Here is a 24,623-nt window from a genome sequence, read left to right as displayed (position 1 = left end):
AATTAGTATCGCTTTTTATTGCGGTTGTTATTATTTCTTTGGTTCTTTTTACCGCCTTGATTATTAGATCGGTGCGAATTAGATTTTGCAGGTCTATTCTTTAAAAACTGACCGCTATCTGTTAAGGTAATATCTTGACTTGCAAGGTCTATTTTACCATCACTTAGTTCATATAAATGATTAAAAATGGCTTTATCCTCTACCGTATCTTTATTCCAGTTTAAATAGCATTTCTTCATATGATTTGCTATGGCATACTCTAAACCGTCACGCATATCGCCTTTTTCCCAACCAATAGCAACATCTATCATTCTTTTAATATTGTTTCCGTAAAAACGATACTTTGGAAAATTCTGAGGGTATGTTAAAGGTTCTGGTCTCTCTCTCAACATTTCTTTTGTGGTAATAGGATACGGAGAATCTGCCTTCAATTTAAAATCAGACATAATAAATAATTGATCCCATAACTTGTGTTGAAAATCTGGCACATCTCTTAAATGCGGTTGTAGGTTTCCCATAACTGCAATTATAGATTTTGCTATTTTATTGCGTTCCTCATCATCTTCTATAGAAACGGCATAGTCTACCATTTTTTGAAAATGACGACCGTATTCCGGTATAATAAGTTGTGAACGTTCTGTGTTGTATTCTAAATTGAATACTTCGTTGTTTGCTGAATTCAAATTGAAATTTTTTTTATTATCAGGGAAAGTAAGTACTTAAAGAGTGCAAATTAGCAAAAATCTATTAGAAATACTAAGTTTATAAAGATATAACATCTTTTATGAGACTTACTTTTTTATATTTTGCAATGACAGCATCTGGATTCTCCATTTCAACCGTTATAGAAACACTAGTATATTTACCGTTTTTAGATTTTCTAGAAGTGATAACCGCTCCTTCATTATTATAGATATTTTGAATTTCTTCTAAACCATTTCCCTGTGTTGGAACAATAAATTTATATAAATAGGTAGATGGCCAAGTCGTATTCTCTTCTAATTGCGTCTTTAGCCTCTCGTAAAACTCTTTTTGTTTATTCGTATCCATTCAATATTTTTCACAAATATAAAGTATCAGCTTCATTTTTTAGTCTTAGTGGTTTCATTACTTTTGTTATTTAAACAATACTTTTTTTTGAAAACACATAAAGTTGTTATTATAGGCGGACCCAGTACTGGAAAAACTTCTGTTATAAAAAAAATAGAGGAAAGAGGTTTTCAGTGCTTGCACGAAATCTCTAGAGAAGTCACCTTAAAAGCAAGAGAAGAAGGTATTGAGCAGCTTTTTTTATCAAACCCTTTACTTTTTAGTAAACGAATTTTAGAAGGGCGAATAGTACAATATAAAAAAGCAAATAAACTAAATAGTTCTCATGTTTTTTTAGATAGAGGTATTCCAGATGTATTTGCCTATTTAGATTGCTTTGAAAATAGATATGATGAAGATTTGCTAACAAGTTCAATGCCTTATACATACGATACTGTTTTTCTTCTGCCACCATGGAAAGCAATACATACTTCGGATAATGAGCGTTTTGAAAGTTTTGAAGAAGCTATTAAAATTCATCATTTCTTAGAAAAAACCTATAAAGAGTTTGGCTATCATATTATAGAAGTTCCTAAATTATCTGTAGTAGAACGTGTAGATTTTATTTTAAAAAAACTAAAACTAATCTAGTGCTTCAAGACCCTAAAAACGTTTTACAACAGTATTGGGGGTTTTCTGAGTTTCGGAAATCACAAGAAAATTGTATTAATGCCGTCTTAAATAACCAAGATGTGCTAGCACTATTGCCTACTGGTGGTGGAAAATCTTTGTGTTTTCAGATCCCAGGATTAGTAAAAGATGGTATTTGTATTGTAGTATCTCCATTAGTAGCACTTATAAAAAACCAAGTAGATACTCTTAAAAACAGAGGTATTAGAGCTACGGCACTTGTTGGTGGAATATCTTTAGACGATGTTATTGCAATTTTAGACAATTGTAAGTTTGGGAATTACAAATTCTTATATCTATCTCCTGAGCGATTACAGCAAGATATTGTACGTGCTAGAATACAAGAAATGAATGTGAGTCTTATTGCTATTGATGAGGCGCATTGCATCTCACATTGGGGAAATGACTTTAGACCTGCGTATTTAAATTGTGGAATTTTAAGAACTCTTTTTCCTAAAACACCAATAATAGCACTTACAGCTACTGCTACCCCTACAGTAGCAAAAGATATTATGGAGAACCTGAAAATGGAAACTCCACTAATTGAAAAAACATCATTTTCTAGAACTAATATTAGTTTTCAAGTTATTTTTAATGAAGATAAAAATCACCAGCTTAAAGAATTATTAGCAGATACAAAGCATAGTGCAATTGTATATGTTAGAAGTAGAAATCATTCAAAAAGTATTTCGGACTTTTTAAACCAAAATGCTATTTCTAGTACGTTTTATCATGGAGGAATCACTAAAAAAGAAAAAACAGATAGACTAACCTTATGGTTAGAAAATAAAATAAGCGTAATTGTAGCTACAAATGCCTTTGGAATGGGAATAGATAAACCAGATGTTAGTATGGTTATCCATTACCAAATACCTGATAACATAGAAAACTACTTTCAAGAAGCAGGGAGAGCAGGAAGAAATGGTAAACCAGCTAAAGCAATTATGATTACAAATAAAAGTGACGAATTACAAGTGAAACAGCAATTTTTATCTGGTTTACCCGATATTCCATTTTTAAAGCTATTGTATAACAAATTAAATAATTACTTTCAGATTTCTTATGGTGAAGGAAATAATGAAATTCATCAGTTAAACTTTAATAAGTTTTGCGTTATTTATAAATTAAACTCCTTTTTGGCATACAACGCATTAAAAATACTAGACCAGAATTCTGTTATTTCATTATCAGAATCATTTTCAAAAAAAACTGTAATACAATTTGTAGTTGGGAAACATCAAATTTTCAATTACATCGAAAAACAACAAAAAAATGCACTCATTATACAAACTATATTAAGAATGTATGGTGGCATTTTTGATTTTGAAACTAAAATAAATACCTTTTCTATTGCTAAAAAAGCAAATACTACAGAACAACATGTAATTAAGGTATTAGAGCAACTTCATAAAGATGCTATAATTAATTATAAGGCGAACCATAATGATATTGAACTCATTTTCTTAGTTCCTAGAGAAGATCACAGAACAATTAATAGCTTTTCTAAAAAAGTTGAAGCAATACAGCTTACAAAAATAAAAAATATTGATAAGATCTTGTCATATATTACCAATACAAATGTTTGTAGAAGTAAGCAGTTATTATCGTATTTTGGTGAGAAAGCATCTAATTGTGGAAAGTGTGATTATTGCTTAAAAGCTGCTCCAATTGATAAAGATATTATGGCATTGGTGGCATCAGCTATTTTAGCTGCTTTAAAAACAAAAGGACAAAGTTCTAAAAACCTTATCAAGGCATTACCATATAAAGAGGCACACATATTAAAGATGATACAATTCCTATTAGAAGAAGAAAAAATAGAAATAAATACTAAAAACGAATATCAAATATTATCAAATGAATAATTTAAGAATTGTATTTATGGGTACTCCAGATTTTGCTGTGGGTATTTTAGATACTTTAATACAACATAAATGCAAGATTGTTGGCGTTATTACTGCTCCTGATAAACCAGCAGGCAGAGGGCGCAAATTAAATGAATCTGCTGTAAAAAAATATGCAATTGAAAATGGCTTATCCATATTACAGCCAACAAATTTAAAAGAGGAGCACTTTATTAATGAATTAAAAAGTCTAAACGCCAATCTACAAATTATTGTTGCTTTTAGAATGCTTCCAAAAATAGTTTGGGAAATTCCTGAATATGGTACTTTTAATTTGCACGCATCACTTTTACCCGATTATAGAGGTGCTGCACCGATTAACTGGGCCATTATAAATGGAGAAAAAGAAACTGGAGTAACTACATTCTTTATAGATGATAAAATAGATACGGGTGAAATTATTCTTCAATCTAAAACAACAATAGGCATACACGACACTGCTGGCGAATTGCATGATAAATTAATGCTATTAGGTGCTGATTTAGTATTAGATACTGTAAAATTGATTAGCAATCAAAAAATCACTACTATTCCACAAGAAAATACCAGTAAGAAATTAGCCTACAAAATTCATAAAGACACTTGTAAGATTGATTGGGAAAAACCAATTGCAACAATTTATAACCACATTAGAGGTTTAAGCCCCTACCCAGCTGCATGGACTACATTATATAATGGCACTGAAACATTGTTTTTAAAAATATATAAAGCAAAAATGATAGTAGAAAAGCATACTGAAAAACCAAAATCAGTATTATTTGACAAAAAATCTATGAAAGTAGCGGTACATGATGGTATGATTGAACTTTTAGAAATACAACTCCCTGGTAAACGAAAAATGAAAACCAATGAGGTCTTAAATGGTTTAAAATTGATAGAAAATTGCAAAGTTGGCTAAAGCCTTGCCACCACTAGCCTCCGATGAATGGTAAAAACAGCCAACTTTATTAACAAACTTTTTAAGTTATTAACAAAAACAGCTATTTCCCTACGTTTTACTTGTGTTAACCACAAATCCGTATAATTTTGTTAGTGTATAGAAATAATTTTAACAAAAAATTTATTAAACATGAACAAAACAGAATTAATTGATGCAATGGCGGCTGACGCTGGTATCACAAAAGCAGCAGCAAAAAAAGCTTTAGAGTCTTTTTTAGGAAATGTTGAAGGTTCTTTAAAAAAAGGTGGTAGAGTTTCTTTAGTTGGTTTCGGATCTTGGTCTGTATCTAGAAGAGAAGCTAGAGATGGTAGAAATCCACAAACTGGTAAAACGATCAAAATTGCTGCTAAAAATGTTGTGAAGTTTAAAGCTGGTGCTGAATTAGCAAAATCAGTAAACTAACTTATATTTTTATAATAGTATTAAAAAAGCATTTCTAACCGAAATGCTTTTTTTTATCAAAAAGGTTTTGGAATGTTAAAATTTATTATAAATTTAATAAATCATTAATTTCTTAGTGATAATGGAACTTACAAAAGGTAAATTATTAATTGCAGAACCATCCTTAACAGGAGACATTTCCTTTAGTAGGTCTGTAGTACTTCTTGCAGAGCATAATCAAGATGGTTCAGTTGGTTTCATTCTAAATAAACCTTTAGAATATGATATTTCTGATCTGGTAACAGAAATAACAGTTCCTTTTCAAGTCTATAATGGAGGTCCTGTTGAACAGGATAATTTATACTTTATTCACAAGGTACCTAATCTTATAGAAGATAGCATAGAAATATCTGATGGTATTTATTGGGGAGGTGATTTTGAACGTATTATAGAACTCATTAATACCAATGTTATTACAACTGATGATATACGGTTTTTTCTTGGCTATACAGGTTGGAGTTCCTCTCAATTAGATGATGAGCTTGTGTCTAAATCATGGATTATAGCTCCAAATAGATATGAAAGCAACATTATTCAAAAATCTGTAAGTGCTTTTTGGAAAGAAAAAATGTTAGAACTTGGTGGAGACTACTTATTATGGTCTAATACTCCTGAAAATCCGAGTTTAAATTAAATGAGTACATGTAAAAGTATGTTAGCTTAGTCTTGCATTGGCATTTAGCTTTCCAAGTAAATCTTTAGCAACTTCATTATTATAGTTCTTTTTCCTGTATTTTGTAATTGGTTGTATCCCTACAATTGCATTTGTAATAAATAGCTCATCTGCTTTTTGAAGATCAAAAGGAGAAATAGAAGCTTCTTCTATAGTATAATCTTTTAATTTTGATATAATTTCGATTAGTTTTTTTCGCAGTATACCATTTAAACAACCATCCGCTTTGGGTGGTGTTTTGATAACTGAACCATTGACCATAAAAATGTTTCCATTTAATACTTCTACAACACTTTTAGCATTGTTTAATAAAATACAATTCTGGTATCCATTTTCTTTTGCATAAATACTCCCTACTACATTAATAATTTTATTGTTAGTTTTTAATGTAGATAACATATCTGGATTTACATAAAAATCTTTAAACAATTCTACTTCATATGTATTATCTGATAGTGTAAAAAAAGAGGAGTCTAATTTTTTAGCTTCTATACAAAAGGAAATAGTATTGGTTTCGGGGAGGTATAGGCCTCCATTATTTCTAAAAATAGTTAATCTAACTCTTGAGGTACCATTTTCTAATCCATTTGTTTTTACGGTTTCTAATATCTCTTGTTCTAGATATTCCATTGTAAAAGACATTGGTATTTGCATTCGTAAAATTCGCATAGAAGCCATAAGTCTTAAATAATGATCTTCCCAGAAATAAATTTTAGAATTTCCAATTCTAATTGTTTCAAATAAAGCATCTCCATAACGCAATCCTCTATTTTCTTGATTTAGAAAAAAACTATCTTTTGAAACGATATTCCCATTAAAATTAAGCATAAAAAAACCTTGAATAAATTCAAGGTCAAATATATGATTTCTATATAAAAATTATCTTAGGAAGACCCTAAAACTTGTTTTAAACTAGAGACCTGATTTGTCCACAACATTTTAGATTCTTCTACCTCGTCATCGTCTTCAGCAAAATCGGTTATAAATAAAGAAACATCAGATGTAATTTCATCAACAATAATTTTCATTTCAAAATAACTATCATCATCTTCTTCTGTCCATGTAAATTTTACAAATTCATCGCTTTTCTTTTTTAAAAGTTTTGCTTCCTCTTCAGATTCGTCCCAAATAAAGTAGAACATCTCTCCTCTAGAGTTTACATTATCAGCAAACCATTCTGATAAACCTGATGGTGTAGATAAGTATGTATATAGTAATTGTGGTGATGATTGGATCACAAACTCTACTGTAAATTTTATTTTTTCACTCATGCTAATAGCTAATGTTATTTAATGTGACCAATATATATATTTATCGATGATAAAAAAACAAAACTCTTATAATATTTTACCAATCTTATTTTGATAAGGTAGAAATTTAACTTTATATTTGCAGCCGTTTAACATAAACGGCGAGGTAGCTCAGCTGGTTAGAGCGTCGGATTCATAACCCGGAGGCCGCGGGTTCAAGTCCCGCTCTCGCTACAAAATAAACAAAAACTCAAGACTTATATCTTGAGTTTTTGTTTATAAGCAACTAATCAACTTGTTTTAATTGTCGCTTTAAATCGTTCATAGAATCTTGTAGCTGTCTTAAAAGGCCAGTTTCTGTAGTAGCATCAACTCCAAAAGTAATTTTACTACTCACCTCCCACATTTCCTGAATTTGAAAAGGTTTTATTTCGTAAGGAGGGTAATTTTCGTTTAATGATATTAAAGTGACATTATTAGAATTTGGCTTTTTTTCTACTTTTTTAACTAACACCGCATCTTGTAAAACCACAACATATATTTTATTAGGACTTACATGATCTATATGTTCTGTAGCTTTTGCTAAAACCCATTCGCCTGGTTTTAAATTTGGCAACATACTATCACCTTCAACTTGGAAACCTCTATAGGTTGCATTTCTAAATTCTGGAATAGGTAAATCAAAAGCTGGCAATTTTTTGTACCAACTAGTATCTGCAATATTTTGAGGATAACCCGCAGCTGCCTTTGCGTTTACTAAAACCATATTCTCATTATCTTCGGTATCTACAGTAACTACTTTAGGAATTACGCTAGTATGTGAAGTTTCTATATATTGACTATCACTTTCACCAAACAACCAAAGTGGGTTTATTTTAAACTGCTTTAGAAGCTCAGTAACTACTTTTCCAGAAAGTTTAGTTCTTCCACGTTCAATATCTGCCGTAGTAGTAGAAATACCTAACAGTTTTGCAAATTCAGCTTGTGTATAGCCTAAATCTCTCCTAACTGCTATAAAGCGTTTTAATGTGATTTCGTTTTCCATTTCAAGTGTATTTTTTAGTAAAATAACCTCATACATAAAAATCAAATATACAAAAAATGGATATATTCCAATATAATTTATGGAATATATCCAAAAAAAAAAGAAATATTAAAGCTTTTATTCAGGCGCTATTGCTGTTACTTTAGATATTGAAAAACTGCCTGAAGAATCTTTTGAAATGATTTCAATAGTATATTGCTCGTTGCTTATATAGCTTACAGGAGCAATTGCTTCTAAAGTAAAATCAACTTCTTCAAAAATAACAATATCATTTTCAATAATAGTAATATCATAAGTAAGTGTATCACCATCTTCATCATTACCCATCCAAGAAATGTTGATTTCTGCTAGATCAGAATTAAATTCTACTGTTATTGCAGCAGCATATGGCGCAAAATTGCCTACAGGTATACCAGGAGTTGTAAAAGAATAAGTATCACCCAAAGTTTCCCCATCTATATTTATTGAACTTACAGACCAAGTATAGGTTCTTCCTCTATCTAATATTATATCTGTTTCTAGTGCAGAAGTTGTTAGTGTATTAACTTGTGTTTGATTTTCAAGAACACTAAGTTCATAATTATCAGCAAATTCTGCCTCATTCCAGCGAAATTTTACTTGTACTTTTGTTGGATCTCCAGAAACTTCTTCATAATCTGAACAGGGTTCTCCATTTTCTGGTAAAGTTCCTATAACTTTTACTGGTAATTGTAATTGTTCAGTAGGATCTGGCATTGGATTTTCAGCAGTTGGTGAATCTCCTCCTCCACACGAACCTAATAAGATTGAAAAAGTAAAAATTACTAGTATTGCGTAAAACTTTTCTGTTATTATTCTCATTGTTTGATTAGCTTAAATGTTTGTTTATTTCCTTTTGATATTATTTGTACTGGGTACATTCCGGTAGGTTGTCCTTCTAGGTTAATATAATTATCTTCTCCTTTTGTAATTTTTTTATTCAAAATTAGCCTACCTGTAAGATCATAAACCATTACAACTAGATCATCAAAACTACCTGCAACATATACTTTACCATATGTTATGGTGGGAAATAATACTATTTCATTAGAAAAACTAAAACTATCTGAAATTTTACCTTGACAAGCACTTATTCCAGAAATTGTTATCGCATTTGTATTGCTTAGTCCTGTTAAGTAAATTTTATGGTGATCAGTAGAATTAAATGTAAAACTTATGAGTTTTCCATTTAGATTTACCTCATATTCTTTACTTCCAAAAACGTCGTAAATAGCAGATTTAGTATCAAAATCTAATGACTCTCTTTTCCCTGCTATCGCATTGATTTCGTTTATATATACGCCATATGTTTGTTCATAAAAAATATCGGGCATTGTAACTTCAACAGTATAACTACCAACACTCAAATCGCTTACATTAAGTCCTTCATCAAGAGAGATCGCTGTATATGAGTCCATAAAATTTTCTCCTGTAATTTCTACATTAAAAAGATAACCTGCTAAGGTTGTAGAAATGAGCATACTACCATTAGATTCACCTACACAAGAAGGTGTTTCTGTGTAAACAGAAATTGCATTTGGAGCAATTATTTCACAGCCTTTCTCATCTACAGTTACACCTTCTCTTGTATTTAAACAACTGTCTAAATGATCAAAGATTCCATCTAAATCAGTATCTTCATTACATAATGGTACTTTACCTGCATCATTTATAGTCCAATCATAAGTGTCTATAATACTTTGGCGAGCATCAGCTGCATCGCAGTATTGGTTTTGTGGAGCATCTAATCTTACATTATTTTGTAAATTGGGTAACTGGCTCCAACCGATTAAGGTTTTATTGTAATTATCATTAGAAAGGTTTGAATTATTAAACATGCTTTCCATTTGAGTAACATTAGTAATATTCCATTCACTTAAATCTTGATTAAAAGAAGAAGCTCCTTGAAACATAGCTGACATATCAGTAACATTACTTACATTCCAATTGCTAATATCTTGATTGAAGGAACTACTTTGATCAAACATAAAACTCATTGAAGTAACATTAGAAACATCCCAACTTGATATATCTTGGTTAAAAGAGGTTGTGCCTCCAAACATTCCATTCATAGTTTCCACATTTGATACGTTCCACAGACCAATATTTTGGTTAAAAGAAGAAGCACCCGCAAAAAATTGCGTCATATTAGTTACATTGCTAACATTCCAACTACCAATAGGTTGATTAAAAGAAGAAGCTCCTTGAAACATAGCTTGCAAGCTCTCTACTTTGCTAACATCCCAATTACTAATATCTTGGTTAAAAGAAGTAGCACCTATAAACATACTTCCCATATTAACCACATTACTAACATCCCAATTACTAATATCTTGATTAAAAGAAGTAGCTTGATTAAATACTTCTGTCATAAAAGTTAGCTGAGATACATCCCATTCATTAAAAGAAGCATTACCTATTAGTGATGTGCATAATCTAAACATTCCACTAATACTAGTTACTTGCGATAAATCTGGAGTGTCAACAGCCAATACATCCATATTTATAGCTCCTCTAAAAGCTTGCATTAAACTTTTCCATTCAATATCTCCCCATTGATTTACAGCTGTTATTTTTTCAGCATCACCAATTCCTTCAAAAGCAATACTTGGAAAAACTCCAGAAATTGAGACTTCATAGATTCCTGGAACAACATAAGTATGTGTAATATCACCTATAACATTTGTGTCTGTATTTCCATCACCCCAATCTATAGTATAATTATAAATTTCATCTGGATGGGTAGGAATTGTAATCTGGTTATCAGCTGAAACCCCTGGATTATCTGTTTTCCAGGTGGTAATAAAAGCTTCTCCCATAAACGGAGTTTCCGTAATAGTTAATTCAAAACTTTTTTCATCTGAGCAAGTGCCAGCACCATCATAAATATTAAGCGTTATAGGATACGTAGAAAAATCATTAAAATTAATAACATCTCCCGCATCATAACGAGTTCCCATACCATTTTGAGCAGTGTAGTATGCCTCTGCACCTGTAAGATTAATTCCTTCAATTATAGGTAAAGTATATGAGTCTACTGCGTTTTGATTTGCTAAACCATTAACTATGGGTGATGCAGGGCCTCCATCTGTTATGATCCAATTATCTCCCGTAGCATTAATCATGTTAGTTCTTGCCGCTTCTCCAAGACAATATTGACTATTACCACCATGAAAGCTTAAATTTGGCTGTAAATTTTGAGCATTCCATCCTATTAACAAGGCATCATAATTTGCAGTAGATAGTTTAGCTCCATCAAACATATTTCCAGCATCATTTAATTGTTCAACATTCCAATTTCCTAAATTCTGATCAAATGAAACAGCATTCGAAAACATATTAGACATATCGGTAACATTGCTAACATCCCAAATACTAACATCTTGGTTAAAGCTTACTGCATTAGTAAACATATTAGACATATCAGTAATATTGCTAACATTCCAACCACTTAAATATTGATTAAAGTTCGTTGCATTAGAAAACATGCTAGACATATCTCTAACATTGCTGACATCCCAACTGCCTATATCTTGGTTAAAACTTGTTGCGTTAGAAAACATATTAGACATATCGGTAACATTGCTAACAGTCCACCTACCTATATCTTGATTAAAATTTGTAGCATTAAAAAACATATTTGTCATAGTAAATACAGAAGAAGTATTCCAGTTACTTATATTTTGGTTAAAAGCTATTGCTCCAGAAAACATATTAGACATATCCGAAATATTTCTAACATCCCAACCGTTTATATCATGATTAAAAACTATTGCACCAGAGAACATGCTAGATATATCGTTTACAAAACTTAAGTCTGGATTATCAATAAATGGATTGGTTATATTTAGATTAGAACACCCTTTAAAAGCACTTCTCATATTCACCCATTGTGTATTACCCCACTGTTCAATGGTTAGTATTTTATCTTTATCACCATCATTATCAAAACTTATAGCCTCTAGAGGGCCTGTAATACGTACAGTGTAAGTACCAGGAGTAGTATATGTATGTGTAGCTACTCCACTTTCTAGTGTGGGAGGAGAACTATCTCCCCAATCTACAGTATAATTAGTTCCTGTAGCTGGTATAGTAATTTGGTTAAGACTAGACATTCCAGGGTTATCTGTTTTCCAAGTCGTGATAAACGGCCTTTGGGGTTCTGGGCAGTTTGCACCAATACCAGCATCATTAATTATCCAACCATAAGTGTCAATAATATTTTGACGGGCAGTAGCAGCTTCACAATATTGGTTGTTAGGTGCTTCAAATAGAATTCTTGTTTGTAAGGAAGGAAGTTGACTCCAACCTATTAAAATTTTATCATAATTTTCATTAGAAAGACCAGAATTATTGAAAAAAGAACTCATATCAGATACATTAGATATATTCCAACGACTAATATCTTGGTTAAACAACCGCGCATAACTAAACATAGAACTTAAATCTTGTGCCATACTGAGATCCCAATCCCCTATATTTTGATTGAATACATTTGCTGCACTAAACATCCCAGAGAAAGATTCTCCATTTGAAACATTCCAGTTCGAAATATTGCCATTAAATAAAAACGCACTACTAAACATGCTTTTGAAATTTTTAATGTTGCTTACATCCCAATTGTTCATAGTTTCATTACCAACTAATTCTAGACACTCACTAAACATTCTTTCAACTGAACTTACTCTAGAAAGATTTGGTATATCATTAGCCTTAACATCCAAGTTTACACACGATCTAAATGCATTTTTCATAGACAACCACTCTATTTCTCCCCAACTATCTATAGAAATTATTTTACTATTATCTGGCGATGATGATAGATGTATCCTTGGAAAGTCACCCGAAATAGAAATGGTGTAAGTCCCCGGGGTTGAGTATAAGTGCGTAATATTACCAGTTACATTGGTATTTTCTAATCCGTCTCCCCAATTCACAGTATAATTATAACCTCCGCTTATAGTTGGAATGGTAACACTAGAATCAGATGCATCAAATATATCTGTTTTCCAAGTGGTAACAAAAGGTAGTTGATTTTCATTAGGAGCATTACAACGTTCTCCTCTATCATCTATATTCCAATTAAAAGAGGTTGTAAGAAGTTGCCTTGCATCTGCACCAATACAATATAAACTGTTTCCTGCGCTAAACTCAACATCCTGCTGAAGAGTTGCCAGACTACCCCATCCATTTAAAATAGCATCATAATTTGCTATAGATAGTGTAACTCCATCAAACATATTTCCAGCATCAGTTAATTGTGCAACATTCCAACTTCCTAAATTCTGATCAAATGAAACAGCATTAGAAAACATATTAGACATATTGGTTACATTGCTAACATCCCAAATACTAACATCTTGGTTAAAGCTTACTGCATTAGTAAACATATTAGACATATCAGTAATATTGCTAACATTCCAGCCACTTAAATATTGATTAAAGTTCGTTGCATTAGAAAACATGCTAGACATATCTCTAACATTGCTGACATCCCAACTGCCTATATCTTGATTAAAACTTCTAGCATAAGAAAACATATTAGACATATCGGTAACATTACTAACATCCCAATTGCTTATATCTTGGTTAAATGGGGACCCTGAAAACATATTCTTCATATTAGTTACATTAGCAGTATTCCAAGTATTGATATTTTGATTAAAACTTGAGGATAAAAACATTGATTCCATATTAGTAACATTTCTAACATCCCATCCGCTAATATCTGGGTTAAATCCAAAGGTTAATGCAAACATTGCTTTCATATTAATTATAGATGCTGTGTTCCATTGCTCTATAGCACTATTACCCCTAATACTTGAACAACGAATAAACATACCTTCTAATGAAGTAACTTGTGACAAATCTGGGATATCAGATGCAACAACATCTAATGAATTACACCCAAAAAAAGAATTCTCCATAGATTTCCATTGTATCCCCCCCCACTGATCAACACTTAAAATTTTGGATAAGTCTCCTTTATTATTAAAATATATTCTTGGGAAATCACCTGATATTGAAACTTGGTAAGTACCTATTGTGGCATAAGTGTGCGTAATATCTCCTGTAACATTAGTATCTGAGGAGCCATCTCCCCAGTCTACAGTATAATTATAAAATTCATCTGGATGTGTAGGAATTATAATTTGATTGTTGTCTGAAACAGAAATTCCAAAATTATCAGTTTTCCAAGTGGTAATGAATTCTGTTTGTGCAGATAAAAAGAAATAGGCAAAACAAAGTACTACAGCTATGTAATTCTTTTTCATAAAAAGTTAGTTTAGTTTAGTTTCTCTACGCTAATCTAAAGGTAAATATTTTCAAATAGAAATTATCTTTTAAGTTTAACATTTATTTTCTATATATCGTTACATAAATAAGGTCAAATACCTCTTTATTATCTTAAAAATCGAATATTTTCAAAAAATAGTACTTTCTAAAAAGTATCTAATTATAATATTGGAAATATTCCAAGATTATTCATGGAATATTTCCAATATTAGGAATAATTCCATATTTTTGGATTGTTTTTAATTAAAATTATGAATTTTACTCGCATCAAAGAAAAATTAAATATCCTAGCAGATGCTGCTAAGTATGATGTGTCTTGTTCTAGCAGTGGTAGTAAACGTATAAATTCAACCAAAGGTTTAGGAGATAGTAGTGGAATGGGAATATGCCATACCTATACAGAAGATGGTAGGTGTGTATCACTTTTAAAGATTTTATTAACGAATCATTGCATTTTTGATTGCGCATATTGTGTTACCCGTAAAAGCAATGATATTAAACGTGCCGCCTTTAAGATTCAGGAAGTAGTAGACTTGACTATAAATTTTTACCGAAGAAATTATATAGAGGGACTATTTTTAAGTTCTGGTATTTTTAAGAATGCGGATTATACTATGGAACGCCTTGTTGCTGTAGCAAAAAAATTACGTAGAGAAGAAAATTTTAATGGCTACATTCATTTAAAATCTATTCCTGGGGCTAGCGATGAATTAATGCGTGAAGCTGGGCTCTATGCAGATCGCTTATCTGTTAATATTGAAATTCCTACCATTTCTGGACTAAAATTGTTAGCGCCAGATAAAAAGCATGAAGATTTTACAAAACCGATGCTTAAGGTTAAAAATGAAATCATCCAATATAAAGCAGAGAAAAAAATTATTAAAAGTACTCCAGTATATGCCCCTGCGGGGCAAAGTACACAAATGATTATAGGGGCAACTGGAGAATCTGATAAAGACATTATGTACTCAGCAACACACTATTATAAAAACTATCATATGAAGCGTGTGTATTACTCTGGTTATGTACCCGTTGCAGAAGATAAACGATTACCTTCTTTAGGCTCTAAAGTACCGATGTTACGTGAAAATAGATTATATCAAACCGATTGGCTATTGCGGTTTTATGGATTTAATGTACAAGAAATTTTAAATACTAATCACCCAAATTTAGATTTAGATATTGATCCTAAGTTAAGTTGGGCATTACGAAATTTAAACTTGTTCCCTATAGATGTTAATAAGGCGGATAAACACCTTTTGGCAAGGATTCCTGGTTTAGGAATAAAATCTATTGCTAAGATTATAGCTGCTAGGCGCTTCCGAAAACTAAATTGGGAACATTTAAAGAAAATTGGAGTCGCCTCAAATAGAGCAAAATATTTTATTATTTGCGATTCTAACCAATGGGAACGCAAAGATTTAGAGGGTGATAAAATAAAAGGAATGATTTTACAAAATTCTGTTGGAAAATTTAGAAAAAATTATAGTTCACAATTGAGTTTGTTTAACTAAAAATATACAGATTATGGAAAAAGCAACGATTTTAAGTTATGATGGTAGTTTCAATGGCTTTTTAACAGCTGTTTTTATTGCTTTCGATGAAAAAATCACTGTTTCTGATATCCAAAAAGATACTGTGCAGCAAAATGGGTTATTCTCAGAAAGAGAAATGATATATACCGATGTTAGTAAAGCAAAACGTGTTTGGAATGGTATTCAACAAAAGAGTTATTTAGCTATAAAAAATATTTACTTTGCATTTTTGAGTGAAAAAAATGGAATTGAACTCCTACTCTATCGCTATATTAGAAAATTATTTGCAAATACTACAGCTATTCAGTCTGACTATTCAGATAGTACCGTTTTAAAAATTAGCCAATTGACAAAATCAGTTGGAAGAGAAAAACATCGTATGGAGGCTTTTGTCCGCTTTCAATTAACACAAGATGGTATTTACTTTGCCAATATAGAACCAGATTTTGATGTTTTACCACTCATTTCTAAACATTTTAAGAACCGTTATGCGGACCAACAATGGCTTATTTACGATATAAAGCGAAAGTATGGCATCTATTACAATTTAGAATCTGTAGAAATTGTTTCTTTAGACATAAAAGAAGTTTTTACCAATAGCATCCTAAAAAACGATACTTTTTCTGGGGAAGAATATCATTTTCAGGACTTGTGGAACAATTATTTTAAAAGTACAAACATAAAATCCAGAATCAATCCTAAACTGCATACACAGCATGTGCCCAAGCGATATTGGAAGTATTTAAGTGAAAAAAGTACCGTCATATAACTGAAATTATAGATGCTCTTATGAGCAAAATATTTCTTTTTAAATTTAGGCCATATTTGTATTCATTATTATGCAAGAACATTCAATTATATTTCTTGGTGCAACAGGTGCTGTAGGGAATGAAACCTTAAAAACCTTATTAAAGCTTCAAGAAGTTACTACAATTACTCTTTTAGGTCGTAGACCTGTTCAAAATTTTGTCGATTCTCGTATTGTACAACACACTATATCTATTTTTAATCCAGATTCGTATCAAAAATTTACATCAGGCCATAATATTGCTATTTGTACTTTAGGCGTTGGAGAACCTTCAAAAGTGAGCAAGGAAGATTTTATTAAAATAGATAAAATTGCAGTTTTAGATTTTGCTAAAAATTGTAAAGCTAATGGAATTAAACATTTTCAACTATTAGCTTCAGTAGGGATACATCCAAAATCTAAATCCTTTTATTTACGCATTAAGGGAGAATTAGTTGCAGAATTAGAAGCCTTAAAATTTGAAAGATTAAGTATTTTTAAACCGTCAATGATTTTAACACCAACCAATAGATATGGATTATCTCAGGCAATAACATTAGCACTTTGGCCAATTATAAGTGTGTTTTTTATCGGCACTTTAAAAAAGTTTAAGGGTATAAAAGTTGACACATTAGGAGCAGCAATAGCTCTGAATATTATAAAAGAAAATACTGGTCTAGAAAAATTAACTTGGAAAGATTTTAAAGAAATAACAAATTAAATTATCTAACTCTGTAACATATCTAATTAGAGTGCTACTAATCAATAAAATTATAAAACATGAAAAAAACATTTTTGAGTATTACCCTCATTTTAATAAGTATCTTAAGTTTACAAGCGCAGAAATTAGAAAATGCTTTGCTTTGGGAAATTTCCGGAAATGGTTTAGAACAATCTTCTTATCTATACGGTACAATCCATATGACTTGTGATGCAACTTTAGATACAAAAATTAAAACAGCTTTAGACAACACTTCTTTATTAGTTTTAGAATTAGATATGGATGATCCAAATATGCAGGGAAATATGATGAAGGGGATCGCTATGAAAAATGGTAAAAACATTAAAGATTTTACCACAAATGAGGAATACAAAACTTTAGATACTTTCATGCAAACAGAAATGGGAGCCCCTCTTAGCACTTTTGCTACCTTTAAGCCTTTCTTTTTAAGTTCAATGTTATACACAAAATTATTAGATTGCCCAATACAGTCTTTTGAAGGAGAATTAATGAAAGTTGCCCAAGAACAAAATGAAGAAGTTTTAGGCTTAGAAACAGTTGCCGAGCAATTAAAAGTTTTCGATGATATTCCATATAAAGATCAAGTAACTGATTTACTAAAAGCTGTAAAAGGTAATTTAAAAGATGAAAAAATAGAATTTCAAAAAATGCTTGCTTTACATCATAACAACAATTTAGTAGAAATAGAAAAGATGATTGATAATGATGATAGTTTAACAATGACAGCCCATAAAGATTTAATGCTAACAAATCGTAATAAAAACTGGATTCCTAAAATAGAAATGCATTCTAAAAAACAAGCAACTTTTTATGGTGTAGGAGCTGCACATTTAATTGGTGAAGCGGGAGTAATTAATTTACTTAGAAAAAAAGGGTATATCGTTACAGCAGTTAAATAAATTTTAAAACGAATTATTATAATATGTAACTAAATCTTTAATGAATTTAATTTTTTGTAGTCAGATAAGTTTTCAAATCATATATAAAAAATAAAGCACCAACTCTTAATTAAACATAGCTCGTGTTGATTATGACAAACCTCCTTATTACTATAATAAATAGTTTTAGTAAAAATATTCAATTATGATCTCTATAAAAATCATAATTAATTTTAACTAAGAATTTTGAGTACATTCTACAAACTACTCAAAGTTGTTTTTCACGACTAAATAATCAATTTATTCCCATACTATTTACAAAAAAATGAAATCTAAGAACGGTTTTGTAAGGATTCTATAAAGATTGCGGCTATTGTACCAATAATTAATGACATCTCACATCTAAAACACTAGTTTTAAGTTATTTATACTTGTTTTGTGAGTTTAAATTAGGTTGTGATCTTTGTGTGACACTTTTTAACTTCATTTGTATATAATATGAAAGATATATTGATTATAGAGGATGATCCAGGTATTGTAAAATTACTAGAAATTCACCTTACAGATTTAAATTATACCAGTTCCAAAGCTATGGATGGTGCGTTAGGCTTAAATATGGCATTGGAAAATAACTATGATCTTATTCTTTTAGACATTTCTTTACCTTCCATGGACGGTATTGAGATTTGCAAAAACTTAAGGACAAAAAAAAATACACCAGTGATTATGCTAACAGCTAAATCCGAAGAAATAGATAGAGTATTAGGCTTAGAAATTGGAGCAGATGATTACATCACTAAACCATTTAGCATTAGAGAATTACTAGCTCGGATTAAGGCTGTGATGAGAAGAGCAGAGACAACTAAGGTTACAGATACGAATACTACTACTATTACAGGAGAAGGTATTTTTATTGATATTGAAAAACGCAAAGTAGTATTAGACAATTCTAAAATTGAATTATCACCCAAAGAGTTTGAGTTGTTGGTTTTAATGGCTTCAAACCCAGGGAGAAGCTATAGTAGAACAGAGCTATTAAACCTTATTTGGGGCTATAATTTTGATGGATATGAACATACGGTTAACTCACATATCAATAGATTAAGAGCAAAAATAGAGTCAGATATGGCAAACCCAACCTATATTTTAACAAGTTGGGGCGTAGGTTATAAATTTAATGAAGATATTATAGCGTGAAAAACTCTGAAAAAACATTAACACCAATTCTTGTAAAGAAACTATGGTTAGCATTTGTTTTTCTAGTGCTTTTAATGGGAGGATCTTATATCCTTATTACTGCCTATTTTGCTAATAAGCATAATGAAGAAACAACACAGCGTATTAATGCAGATGTTGCTAACCATGTTATTGCCGAAAAATTTAAAGATGCTTCTCCTTTTATGGAAGACGGAAGTGTAAATAAAGAACTGTTTGGTAGTTTAATGCACGATATGATGGCGGTAAACCAGAGCATAGAAGTGTATTTGCTAAGCAAAACGGGAGAGGTTTTATATTCCGTTGTACTTGATCATGATGAAAAAGATGCTCAAAAAGTAGTTTCTCTGCCACCTATAAAGTCTTTCATAAAAAATAAAGGACAAGACTATATTCTAGGAGATGACCCCAGAAACCCTGGGAAACAAAAAATATTCTCAGCTGCACCCTTTAATGTAGATGGACATGAAGGTTTTGTATATATAATTTTAGCTGGGCAAGAATTTCAGTTAGTCAGTAATGATCTTATGGGACAATATTTTGCCAAATTAGGGGTAGGTGCTACTATACTTACCATGATTTTTGCTGCCATTATTGGTCTTATAAGCATATGGTTTTTAACAAAAAACTTGCGTTTAATAACAGGTACCGTAAGACGTTTTCAAGAAGGTGATCTAGAAGCGCGTATTGAAAACTCAAATGCATCTGATATTGCAATTTTCGCGAATTCTTTTAATGAGATGGCAGATACTATTGTAGATAATATGGATAAAATGAAATCTGTAGATTTGCTCCGTAGAGAATTAATTGCTAATGTTTCTCATGATCTAAGAACACCTTTAGCTGTACTAAAAGGATATATAGAAACTCTACAAATAAAAAGAAATTCACTTTCTGAAGAAGAAAAAGACGAATACCTACAAATAACACATGATAATGTTGATAAGCTTTCTTTACTTATTAACCAATTATTTGAATATTCTAAATTAGAAGCAGAACAGGTTGTGCCAATTAAAGAGCCCTTTAGCATCACAGAACTTTCTCACGATTTAATTGCAAAATTTAGAGTAATAGCTCAACAAAAGAATATCATATTAGAATTAGACAATCCTGAAGAAAATTGTATGGTGCATGCAGATGTTAGCCTTGTAGAACGCGCCTTGCAAAACCTTATTGAAAATGCAATTAAGTATACAGGGTCTCATGGTAAAGTGAGTTTAGCACTGTCTAAAAAAGGAAAAAGTGTAGAAATAAATATTAAAGATACAGGAAGGGGAATACCTCTTAATGAACAGCCTTTTATTTTTGACCGTTACAAACAAGTTGAAAAAACCGTAAACGTAAAAAGACAAGGCTATGGGCTAGGTCTTGCAATAGTTAAAAAAATTATGGATTTACACGATACAACCATAACAGTATTAAGTAAACCAAAAGAAGGAAGTTCTTTCGTATTTAGCTTGCCTGCTTATCAGGTATAGAGGGAAAATGATTGCTGTGAAAGCAAAGAGCCTTCCATTATCGGAAGGCTTTTTGTATTTTATATTCACACCAAAACAATATAAAAGATTTACTCTTAGGGTATACAAGATATTCAACAATGACTACTAAAAAAACGGGGGTAAATTCTGGTTTATTATTTTAAGGTATGTTGTACAAATTTCTAAAAGTTGAGGTGTATGAATAAAATTTCAAATGTATTCAAAACATCAAATCATCGATAAAATGCATAAAATAACGTTAAAATGCGCTTTTTATCGATTTTATTAGTATATTTATAATGTCAAACAAACAATTACCTCAGTATGAGTATTACGCAAAAAATAAAAAGTCTTTTGTATTTAATTGCTTTTGTAGTTTCAGCAATTATCTATTATAATGTAATAGGAAATCATACAGAACAAACAGCTGAAATAGCAAATAGCGCTGCTAAAGCTACATCAGACAATACAACTTATATATACTAAACTTAAACTTGTGGTAGTTAGAGAATGTTTTAGCTTTCTAAATAGGCTAAAACATTTTTTTTTATGCGTTCTTGAATATTATTAATAGCTGCCTTTACAAAAGTTTCTCCTGTAATATTCTCATACAATTCTATATAGCGTTCAGATACGCTATTAATATAGTCATCCGTCATATCAGGCACAGTTTGCCCTTCTAAACCTTGAAAATTATTAGAAATTAACCATTGACGCACAAATTCTTTAGATAATTGTTTTTGAGCTTCTCCCCTTTTTTGTCTTTCTTCGTAACCATCTGCATAAAAATAACGGGAGGAATCTGGAGTATGTATTTCGTCAATTAAAACAATCTTACCAGTTTTGGTTTTACCAAATTCATACTTGGTATCCACTAAAATAAGCCCTCTTTTAGCAGCTATTTCTGTTCCCCTTTTAAATAAAGCTCTCGTATAATTTTCTAGAATTATATAATCTTCTTCAGAAACAATTCCTTTTCTAAGAATATCCGCTCTGGAAATATCTTCATCATGATCGCCCATTTCTGCTTTTGTAGCTGGAGTGATAATAGGTTCCGGAAATTTATCATTCTCTTTCATTCCCTCTGGCATAGCAACACCGCACAAAGTTCGCTTACCAGCTTTATACTCTCTTGCAGCATGTCCAGACATATAGCCTCTAATCACCATTTCTACCATAAACGGTTCACAGGCATGCCCAACAGCAACATTGGCATCTGGCGTTGCAAGCAACCAATTGGGAACAATATCTTCAGTTTCCGCCATCATTTTAGTAGCAATCTGGTTTAAAATTTGCCCTTTATATGGTATTCCTTTAGGCATCACCACATCAAAAGCAGAAAGCCTATCCGTTGCTACCATCACCAAGATATCTTCATCTAAACGATATACTTCTCTAACCTTACCTTTATAAACACTTTTTTGTGTTGGGAAATTAAAATTAGTATCTATTATTGTGTTACTCATGCTATGTATATTCTGTACTATTTTATATGATAATCGAAATTTATATATTCTAAAGTTTAGCTAAAAGCTAAAATGATTTAAAAAAGCAATTTTTAATTTTGATGTTCTATACTTTTATATGCAGCAATTACTTTCTTTACTAATTTATGACGGATAACATCTTTATCATCCAAATACACTACAGAAATCCCTTCTACATTTTTTAAAACCAACAAAGCTTCTTTTAAACCAGAGGTAGTTCTTCTTGGCAAATCTATTTGTCCAGGATCTCCCGTAATTAAAAACTGTGCATTTTTTCCCATCCGTGTTAGAAACATTTTCATCTGTGCATGCGTAGTATTCTGTGCTTCATCTAAAATAACAAAGGCATTGTCTAAGGTTCTACCTCGCATAAATGCCATAGGCGCTATTTGTATGGTCCCATTTTCGATAAGCATTGTTAGTTTTTCTGGTGAAATCATATCGCGTAATGCATCGTAAAGCGGTTGCATATACGGATCTAATTTTTCTTTAAGATCGCCAGGTAAAAAACCTAAATTTTCTCCTGCCTCTACTGCAGGTCTGGTTAAAATAATTTTTCGAACTCTTTTTTCTTTTAAAGCCTGTACTGCTAATGCTACGCCTGTATACGTTTTTCCAGTACCAGCAGGGCCAATAGCAAAAACCATATCATTTTTCTTAGCGGCATCTACCAATTTACGTTGGTTTACAGTCTGTGCTTTTATCAATCTCCCACTAACTCCATGCACCAATACCTCACCACTACTCTCAGAAGATGTAAAATCGTCTTTACTAGTGCTCATCAACAAGCGTTCTATACTATTTTCATCTAGCTTATTGTATTTAGAAAAATGATTGGTAAGCATTGTAAAACGCCTATCAAATTCTTCCAAAAGAGTATCATCGCCATACACTTTTATTTTACTGCCTCTGGCAACTATTTTAAGTTTCGGAAAATGTTTCTTTATAAAATCTATGTTTTCATTCTGATGTCCAAAAAAATCTCTTGGACTTATTTCTGTAAGTTCTATTATCAGTTCTTTCAAAGAATTGTGGGTTTTAAAGATGTCTTTGCAATATAAATTTTTCTTGCTTATTTTTTTATGTAATTTTGTTTAACAAACTTAAGTAAAATAGCTTTCTTTAAATAAAAAACATATTAACAGTCCTACATGGCAATCATTACATTAACTACTGATTTTGGACATAAAGACCATTTTGTAGGCGCAATAAAAGGGGCTATTTACAAAGAAACTGCAGAAGTTAAAATTGTTGATATTTCTAATGAAATAAGTCCGTTTAATATTCCTGAATGTGCTTACATCTTAAAAAATGCTTATAAAAGTTTTCCAAAAGGCACTATTCATATCATAGGAGTAGATGCAGAACCTACTCCAGAAAATCAGCATATAGCTGCTTTAATAGATGGGCATTATTTTGTTTCTGCAAATAATGGGGTTATTTCATTTATCACCTCTGAAGTAAAACCCGAAAAAGTAGTTGAAATTACTATTCCAAATCCAGAAAATGGCTCTTTTCCTGTTTTAGATGTATTTGTAAAAGTAGCATGTCATATAGCCCGTGGAGGTACTTTAGAAGTAGTAGGTAAAACTTTTGAAGCATTAAAAGATATTCGAGAATTTTCCCCTAGAATAATGGACAATGGAGATGGTATAGTAGGCAGTGTAATTTATATTGATAATTTTGGGAATGTAATTACAAACATTCATAAAAAACAATTTGAAGCCTACCGCAACGGAAGACCTTTTGAACTAAGTGCTAGAAATAAAAAAATTACGCAAATACACCATAAATACAGTGATATTATTAATTTTAATTTAGAGAAAGAAAAACGAAAAGGAGCTGGAGATCTTTTAGCCTTATTTAACTCCTCCGAATACATAGAATTGTCTATCTATAAAAGTGATCTAAATACTGTAGGTGGTGCTTCTACCTTATTAGGTCTTGATTATAGAGATACGATTACAATTCATTTTTTATAATAACAATATTAGCACACTACATTAAGGAATGCGACAGAGAACTTATAAACATTATTTTACTACTGTAATTTTAATGTAGATTTAAAAAATAGAACAAGTAATTGTTTTACTGCAAGTTGTATTAAAATTAAACAGAAAATAATGCACTTTTTATTGGCTTATTGTTTAGTTTAGCTGTTGATAAGTTTGTTTCTAAAAAAAAGACTTTTAAAATACCTTTGTTATTCTTGTA

Annotated in this window: 22 protein-coding genes and 1 tRNA gene; 14 read left to right on the top strand and 9 right to left on the bottom strand. The window is 31.1% G+C overall.

Features of this window, described 5'->3' with window-relative positions:
- Window positions 1–2: 2 nt before the first annotated feature.
- Together ACZ451_RS14875 and ACZ451_RS14870 are read right to left on the bottom strand one after the other, a co-directional pair.
- Window positions 3–683, bottom strand: a complete 681-nt coding sequence (locus ACZ451_RS14875) for a DUF4290 domain-containing protein (RefSeq protein ID WP_464213772.1) — start codon at window positions 681–683, stop codon at window positions 3–5.
- A 79-nt stretch (window positions 684–762) separates the two neighbouring features.
- On the bottom strand, window positions 763–1,050 hold the full coding sequence (locus ACZ451_RS14870; RefSeq protein WP_464213770.1) for a DUF493 family protein: 288 nt from the start codon (window positions 1,048–1,050) through the stop codon (window positions 763–765).
- 87 nt (window positions 1,051–1,137) lie between these two features.
- On the opposite strand from ACZ451_RS14870, the gene ACZ451_RS14865 reads away from it, so the two are divergent.
- The 5 genes from ACZ451_RS14865 to ACZ451_RS14845 all read left to right on the top strand — a co-directional run bounded on the left by ACZ451_RS14865 (window position 1,138) and on the right by ACZ451_RS14845 (window position 5,638).
- Window positions 1,138–1,680, top strand: a complete 543-nt coding sequence (locus ACZ451_RS14865; RefSeq protein WP_464213768.1) for an AAA family ATPase — start codon at window positions 1,138–1,140, stop codon at window positions 1,678–1,680.
- Window positions 1,680–3,584: a RecQ family ATP-dependent DNA helicase gene (locus tag ACZ451_RS14860; RefSeq protein ID WP_464213766.1), complete on the top strand. Its 1,905-nt coding sequence runs from the start codon at window positions 1,680–1,682 to the stop codon at window positions 3,582–3,584. The genes ACZ451_RS14865 and ACZ451_RS14860 overlap by 1 nt, the downstream gene beginning before the upstream one ends.
- Entirely contained in the window at window positions 3,577–4,521 is a 945-nt protein-coding gene (gene fmt, locus ACZ451_RS14855) for a methionyl-tRNA formyltransferase (RefSeq protein WP_464213764.1), read from the top strand. Before ACZ451_RS14860 ends, fmt begins: the two co-directional genes overlap by 8 nt.
- A gap of 171 nt (window positions 4,522–4,692) precedes the next feature.
- The gene (locus ACZ451_RS14850; protein WP_464213762.1) at window positions 4,693–4,965 is read left to right on the top strand and encodes an HU family DNA-binding protein; all 273 of its coding nucleotides are present in this window, start codon (window positions 4,693–4,695) and stop codon (window positions 4,963–4,965) included.
- A gap of 121 nt (window positions 4,966–5,086) precedes the next feature.
- Window positions 5,087–5,638, top strand: a complete 552-nt coding sequence (locus ACZ451_RS14845; RefSeq protein ID WP_464213760.1) for a YqgE/AlgH family protein — start codon at window positions 5,087–5,089, stop codon at window positions 5,636–5,638.
- Window positions 5,639–5,659: 21 nt separating this feature from the next.
- On the opposite strand, the gene ACZ451_RS14840 is transcribed toward ACZ451_RS14845, so the two are convergent.
- On the bottom strand, window positions 5,660–6,505 hold the full coding sequence (locus tag ACZ451_RS14840; protein WP_464213758.1) for an aminotransferase class IV: 846 nt from the start codon (window positions 6,503–6,505) through the stop codon (window positions 5,660–5,662).
- 56 nt (window positions 6,506–6,561) lie between these two features.
- Window positions 6,562–6,948, bottom strand: coding sequence for an START-like domain-containing protein (locus tag ACZ451_RS14835; protein WP_464213756.1), 387 nt, complete (start codon window positions 6,946–6,948; stop codon window positions 6,562–6,564).
- A gap of 139 nt (window positions 6,949–7,087) precedes the next feature.
- Between ACZ451_RS14835 and ACZ451_RS14830 the strand changes: the two genes are divergently transcribed.
- Window positions 7,088–7,161, top strand: a tRNA-Met gene (locus ACZ451_RS14830).
- 52 nt (window positions 7,162–7,213) lie between these two features.
- On the opposite strand, the gene ACZ451_RS14825 is transcribed toward ACZ451_RS14830, so the two are convergent.
- The 3 genes from ACZ451_RS14825 to ACZ451_RS14815 form a co-directional block, all read right to left on the bottom strand.
- Window positions 7,214–7,972: an XRE family transcriptional regulator gene (locus tag ACZ451_RS14825; protein ID WP_464213754.1), complete on the bottom strand. Its 759-nt coding sequence runs from the start codon at window positions 7,970–7,972 to the stop codon at window positions 7,214–7,216.
- Between the two features lie 117 nt (window positions 7,973–8,089).
- A complete protein-coding gene (locus tag ACZ451_RS14820; protein WP_464213753.1) occupies window positions 8,090–8,812 on the bottom strand; it encodes a hypothetical protein in 723 nt (240 codons plus the stop codon).
- Window positions 8,809–14,265, bottom strand: a complete 5,457-nt coding sequence (locus ACZ451_RS14815; RefSeq protein ID WP_464213751.1) for a BspA family leucine-rich repeat surface protein — start codon at window positions 14,263–14,265, stop codon at window positions 8,809–8,811. The genes ACZ451_RS14820 and ACZ451_RS14815 overlap by 4 nt, the downstream gene beginning before the upstream one ends.
- 273 nt (window positions 14,266–14,538) lie before the next feature.
- Between ACZ451_RS14815 and ACZ451_RS14810 the strand changes: the two genes are divergently transcribed.
- The 7 genes from ACZ451_RS14810 to ACZ451_RS14780 all read left to right on the top strand — a co-directional run bounded on the left by ACZ451_RS14810 (window position 14,539) and on the right by ACZ451_RS14780 (window position 21,408).
- Window positions 14,539–15,801, top strand: coding sequence for a putative DNA modification/repair radical SAM protein (locus ACZ451_RS14810; RefSeq protein ID WP_464213749.1), 1,263 nt, complete (start codon window positions 14,539–14,541; stop codon window positions 15,799–15,801).
- A 13-nt stretch (window positions 15,802–15,814) separates the two neighbouring features.
- The gene (locus ACZ451_RS14805) at window positions 15,815–16,591 is read left to right on the top strand and encodes a TIGR03915 family putative DNA repair protein (RefSeq protein WP_464213747.1); all 777 of its coding nucleotides are present in this window, start codon (window positions 15,815–15,817) and stop codon (window positions 16,589–16,591) included.
- A 70-nt stretch (window positions 16,592–16,661) separates the two neighbouring features.
- The gene (locus ACZ451_RS14800; protein WP_464213745.1) at window positions 16,662–17,330 is read left to right on the top strand and encodes an NAD(P)H-binding protein; all 669 of its coding nucleotides are present in this window, start codon (window positions 16,662–16,664) and stop codon (window positions 17,328–17,330) included.
- A 59-nt stretch (window positions 17,331–17,389) separates the two neighbouring features.
- The gene (locus ACZ451_RS14795; RefSeq protein ID WP_464213743.1) at window positions 17,390–18,250 is read left to right on the top strand and encodes a TraB/GumN family protein; all 861 of its coding nucleotides are present in this window, start codon (window positions 17,390–17,392) and stop codon (window positions 18,248–18,250) included.
- A 477-nt stretch (window positions 18,251–18,727) separates the two neighbouring features.
- Window positions 18,728–19,426, top strand: coding sequence for a response regulator transcription factor (locus tag ACZ451_RS14790; protein ID WP_464213741.1), 699 nt, complete (start codon window positions 18,728–18,730; stop codon window positions 19,424–19,426).
- A complete protein-coding gene (locus ACZ451_RS14785) occupies window positions 19,423–20,922 on the top strand; it encodes a sensor histidine kinase (RefSeq protein ID WP_464213739.1) in 1,500 nt (499 codons plus the stop codon). Before ACZ451_RS14790 ends, ACZ451_RS14785 begins: the two co-directional genes overlap by 4 nt.
- Window positions 20,923–21,246: 324 nt before the next feature.
- Window positions 21,247–21,408, top strand: a complete 162-nt coding sequence (locus ACZ451_RS14780; RefSeq protein WP_464213737.1) for a hypothetical protein — start codon at window positions 21,247–21,249, stop codon at window positions 21,406–21,408.
- 29 nt (window positions 21,409–21,437) lie between these two features.
- Here the strand turns inward: ACZ451_RS14780 and ACZ451_RS14775 are convergent, their stop codons facing one another.
- A complete protein-coding gene (locus ACZ451_RS14775) occupies window positions 21,438–22,388 on the bottom strand; it encodes a phosphoribosylaminoimidazolesuccinocarboxamide synthase (RefSeq protein ID WP_464213735.1) in 951 nt (316 codons plus the stop codon).
- A gap of 92 nt (window positions 22,389–22,480) precedes the next feature.
- On the bottom strand, window positions 22,481–23,434 hold the full coding sequence (locus tag ACZ451_RS14770) for a PhoH family protein (protein ID WP_464213733.1): 954 nt from the start codon (window positions 23,432–23,434) through the stop codon (window positions 22,481–22,483).
- A gap of 126 nt (window positions 23,435–23,560) precedes the next feature.
- Here ACZ451_RS14770 and ACZ451_RS14765 point away from each other — a divergent pair, with 126 nt between their 5' ends.
- Entirely contained in the window at window positions 23,561–24,391 is an 831-nt protein-coding gene (locus ACZ451_RS14765; protein ID WP_464213731.1) for an SAM hydrolase/SAM-dependent halogenase family protein, read from the top strand.
- The last annotated feature ends 232 nt before the right edge of the window (window positions 24,392–24,623 follow it).

Source organism: Allocellulophaga tsushimaensis, assembly GCF_055383085.1.
This window is presented reverse-complemented; position numbering and strand designations above follow the sequence as displayed.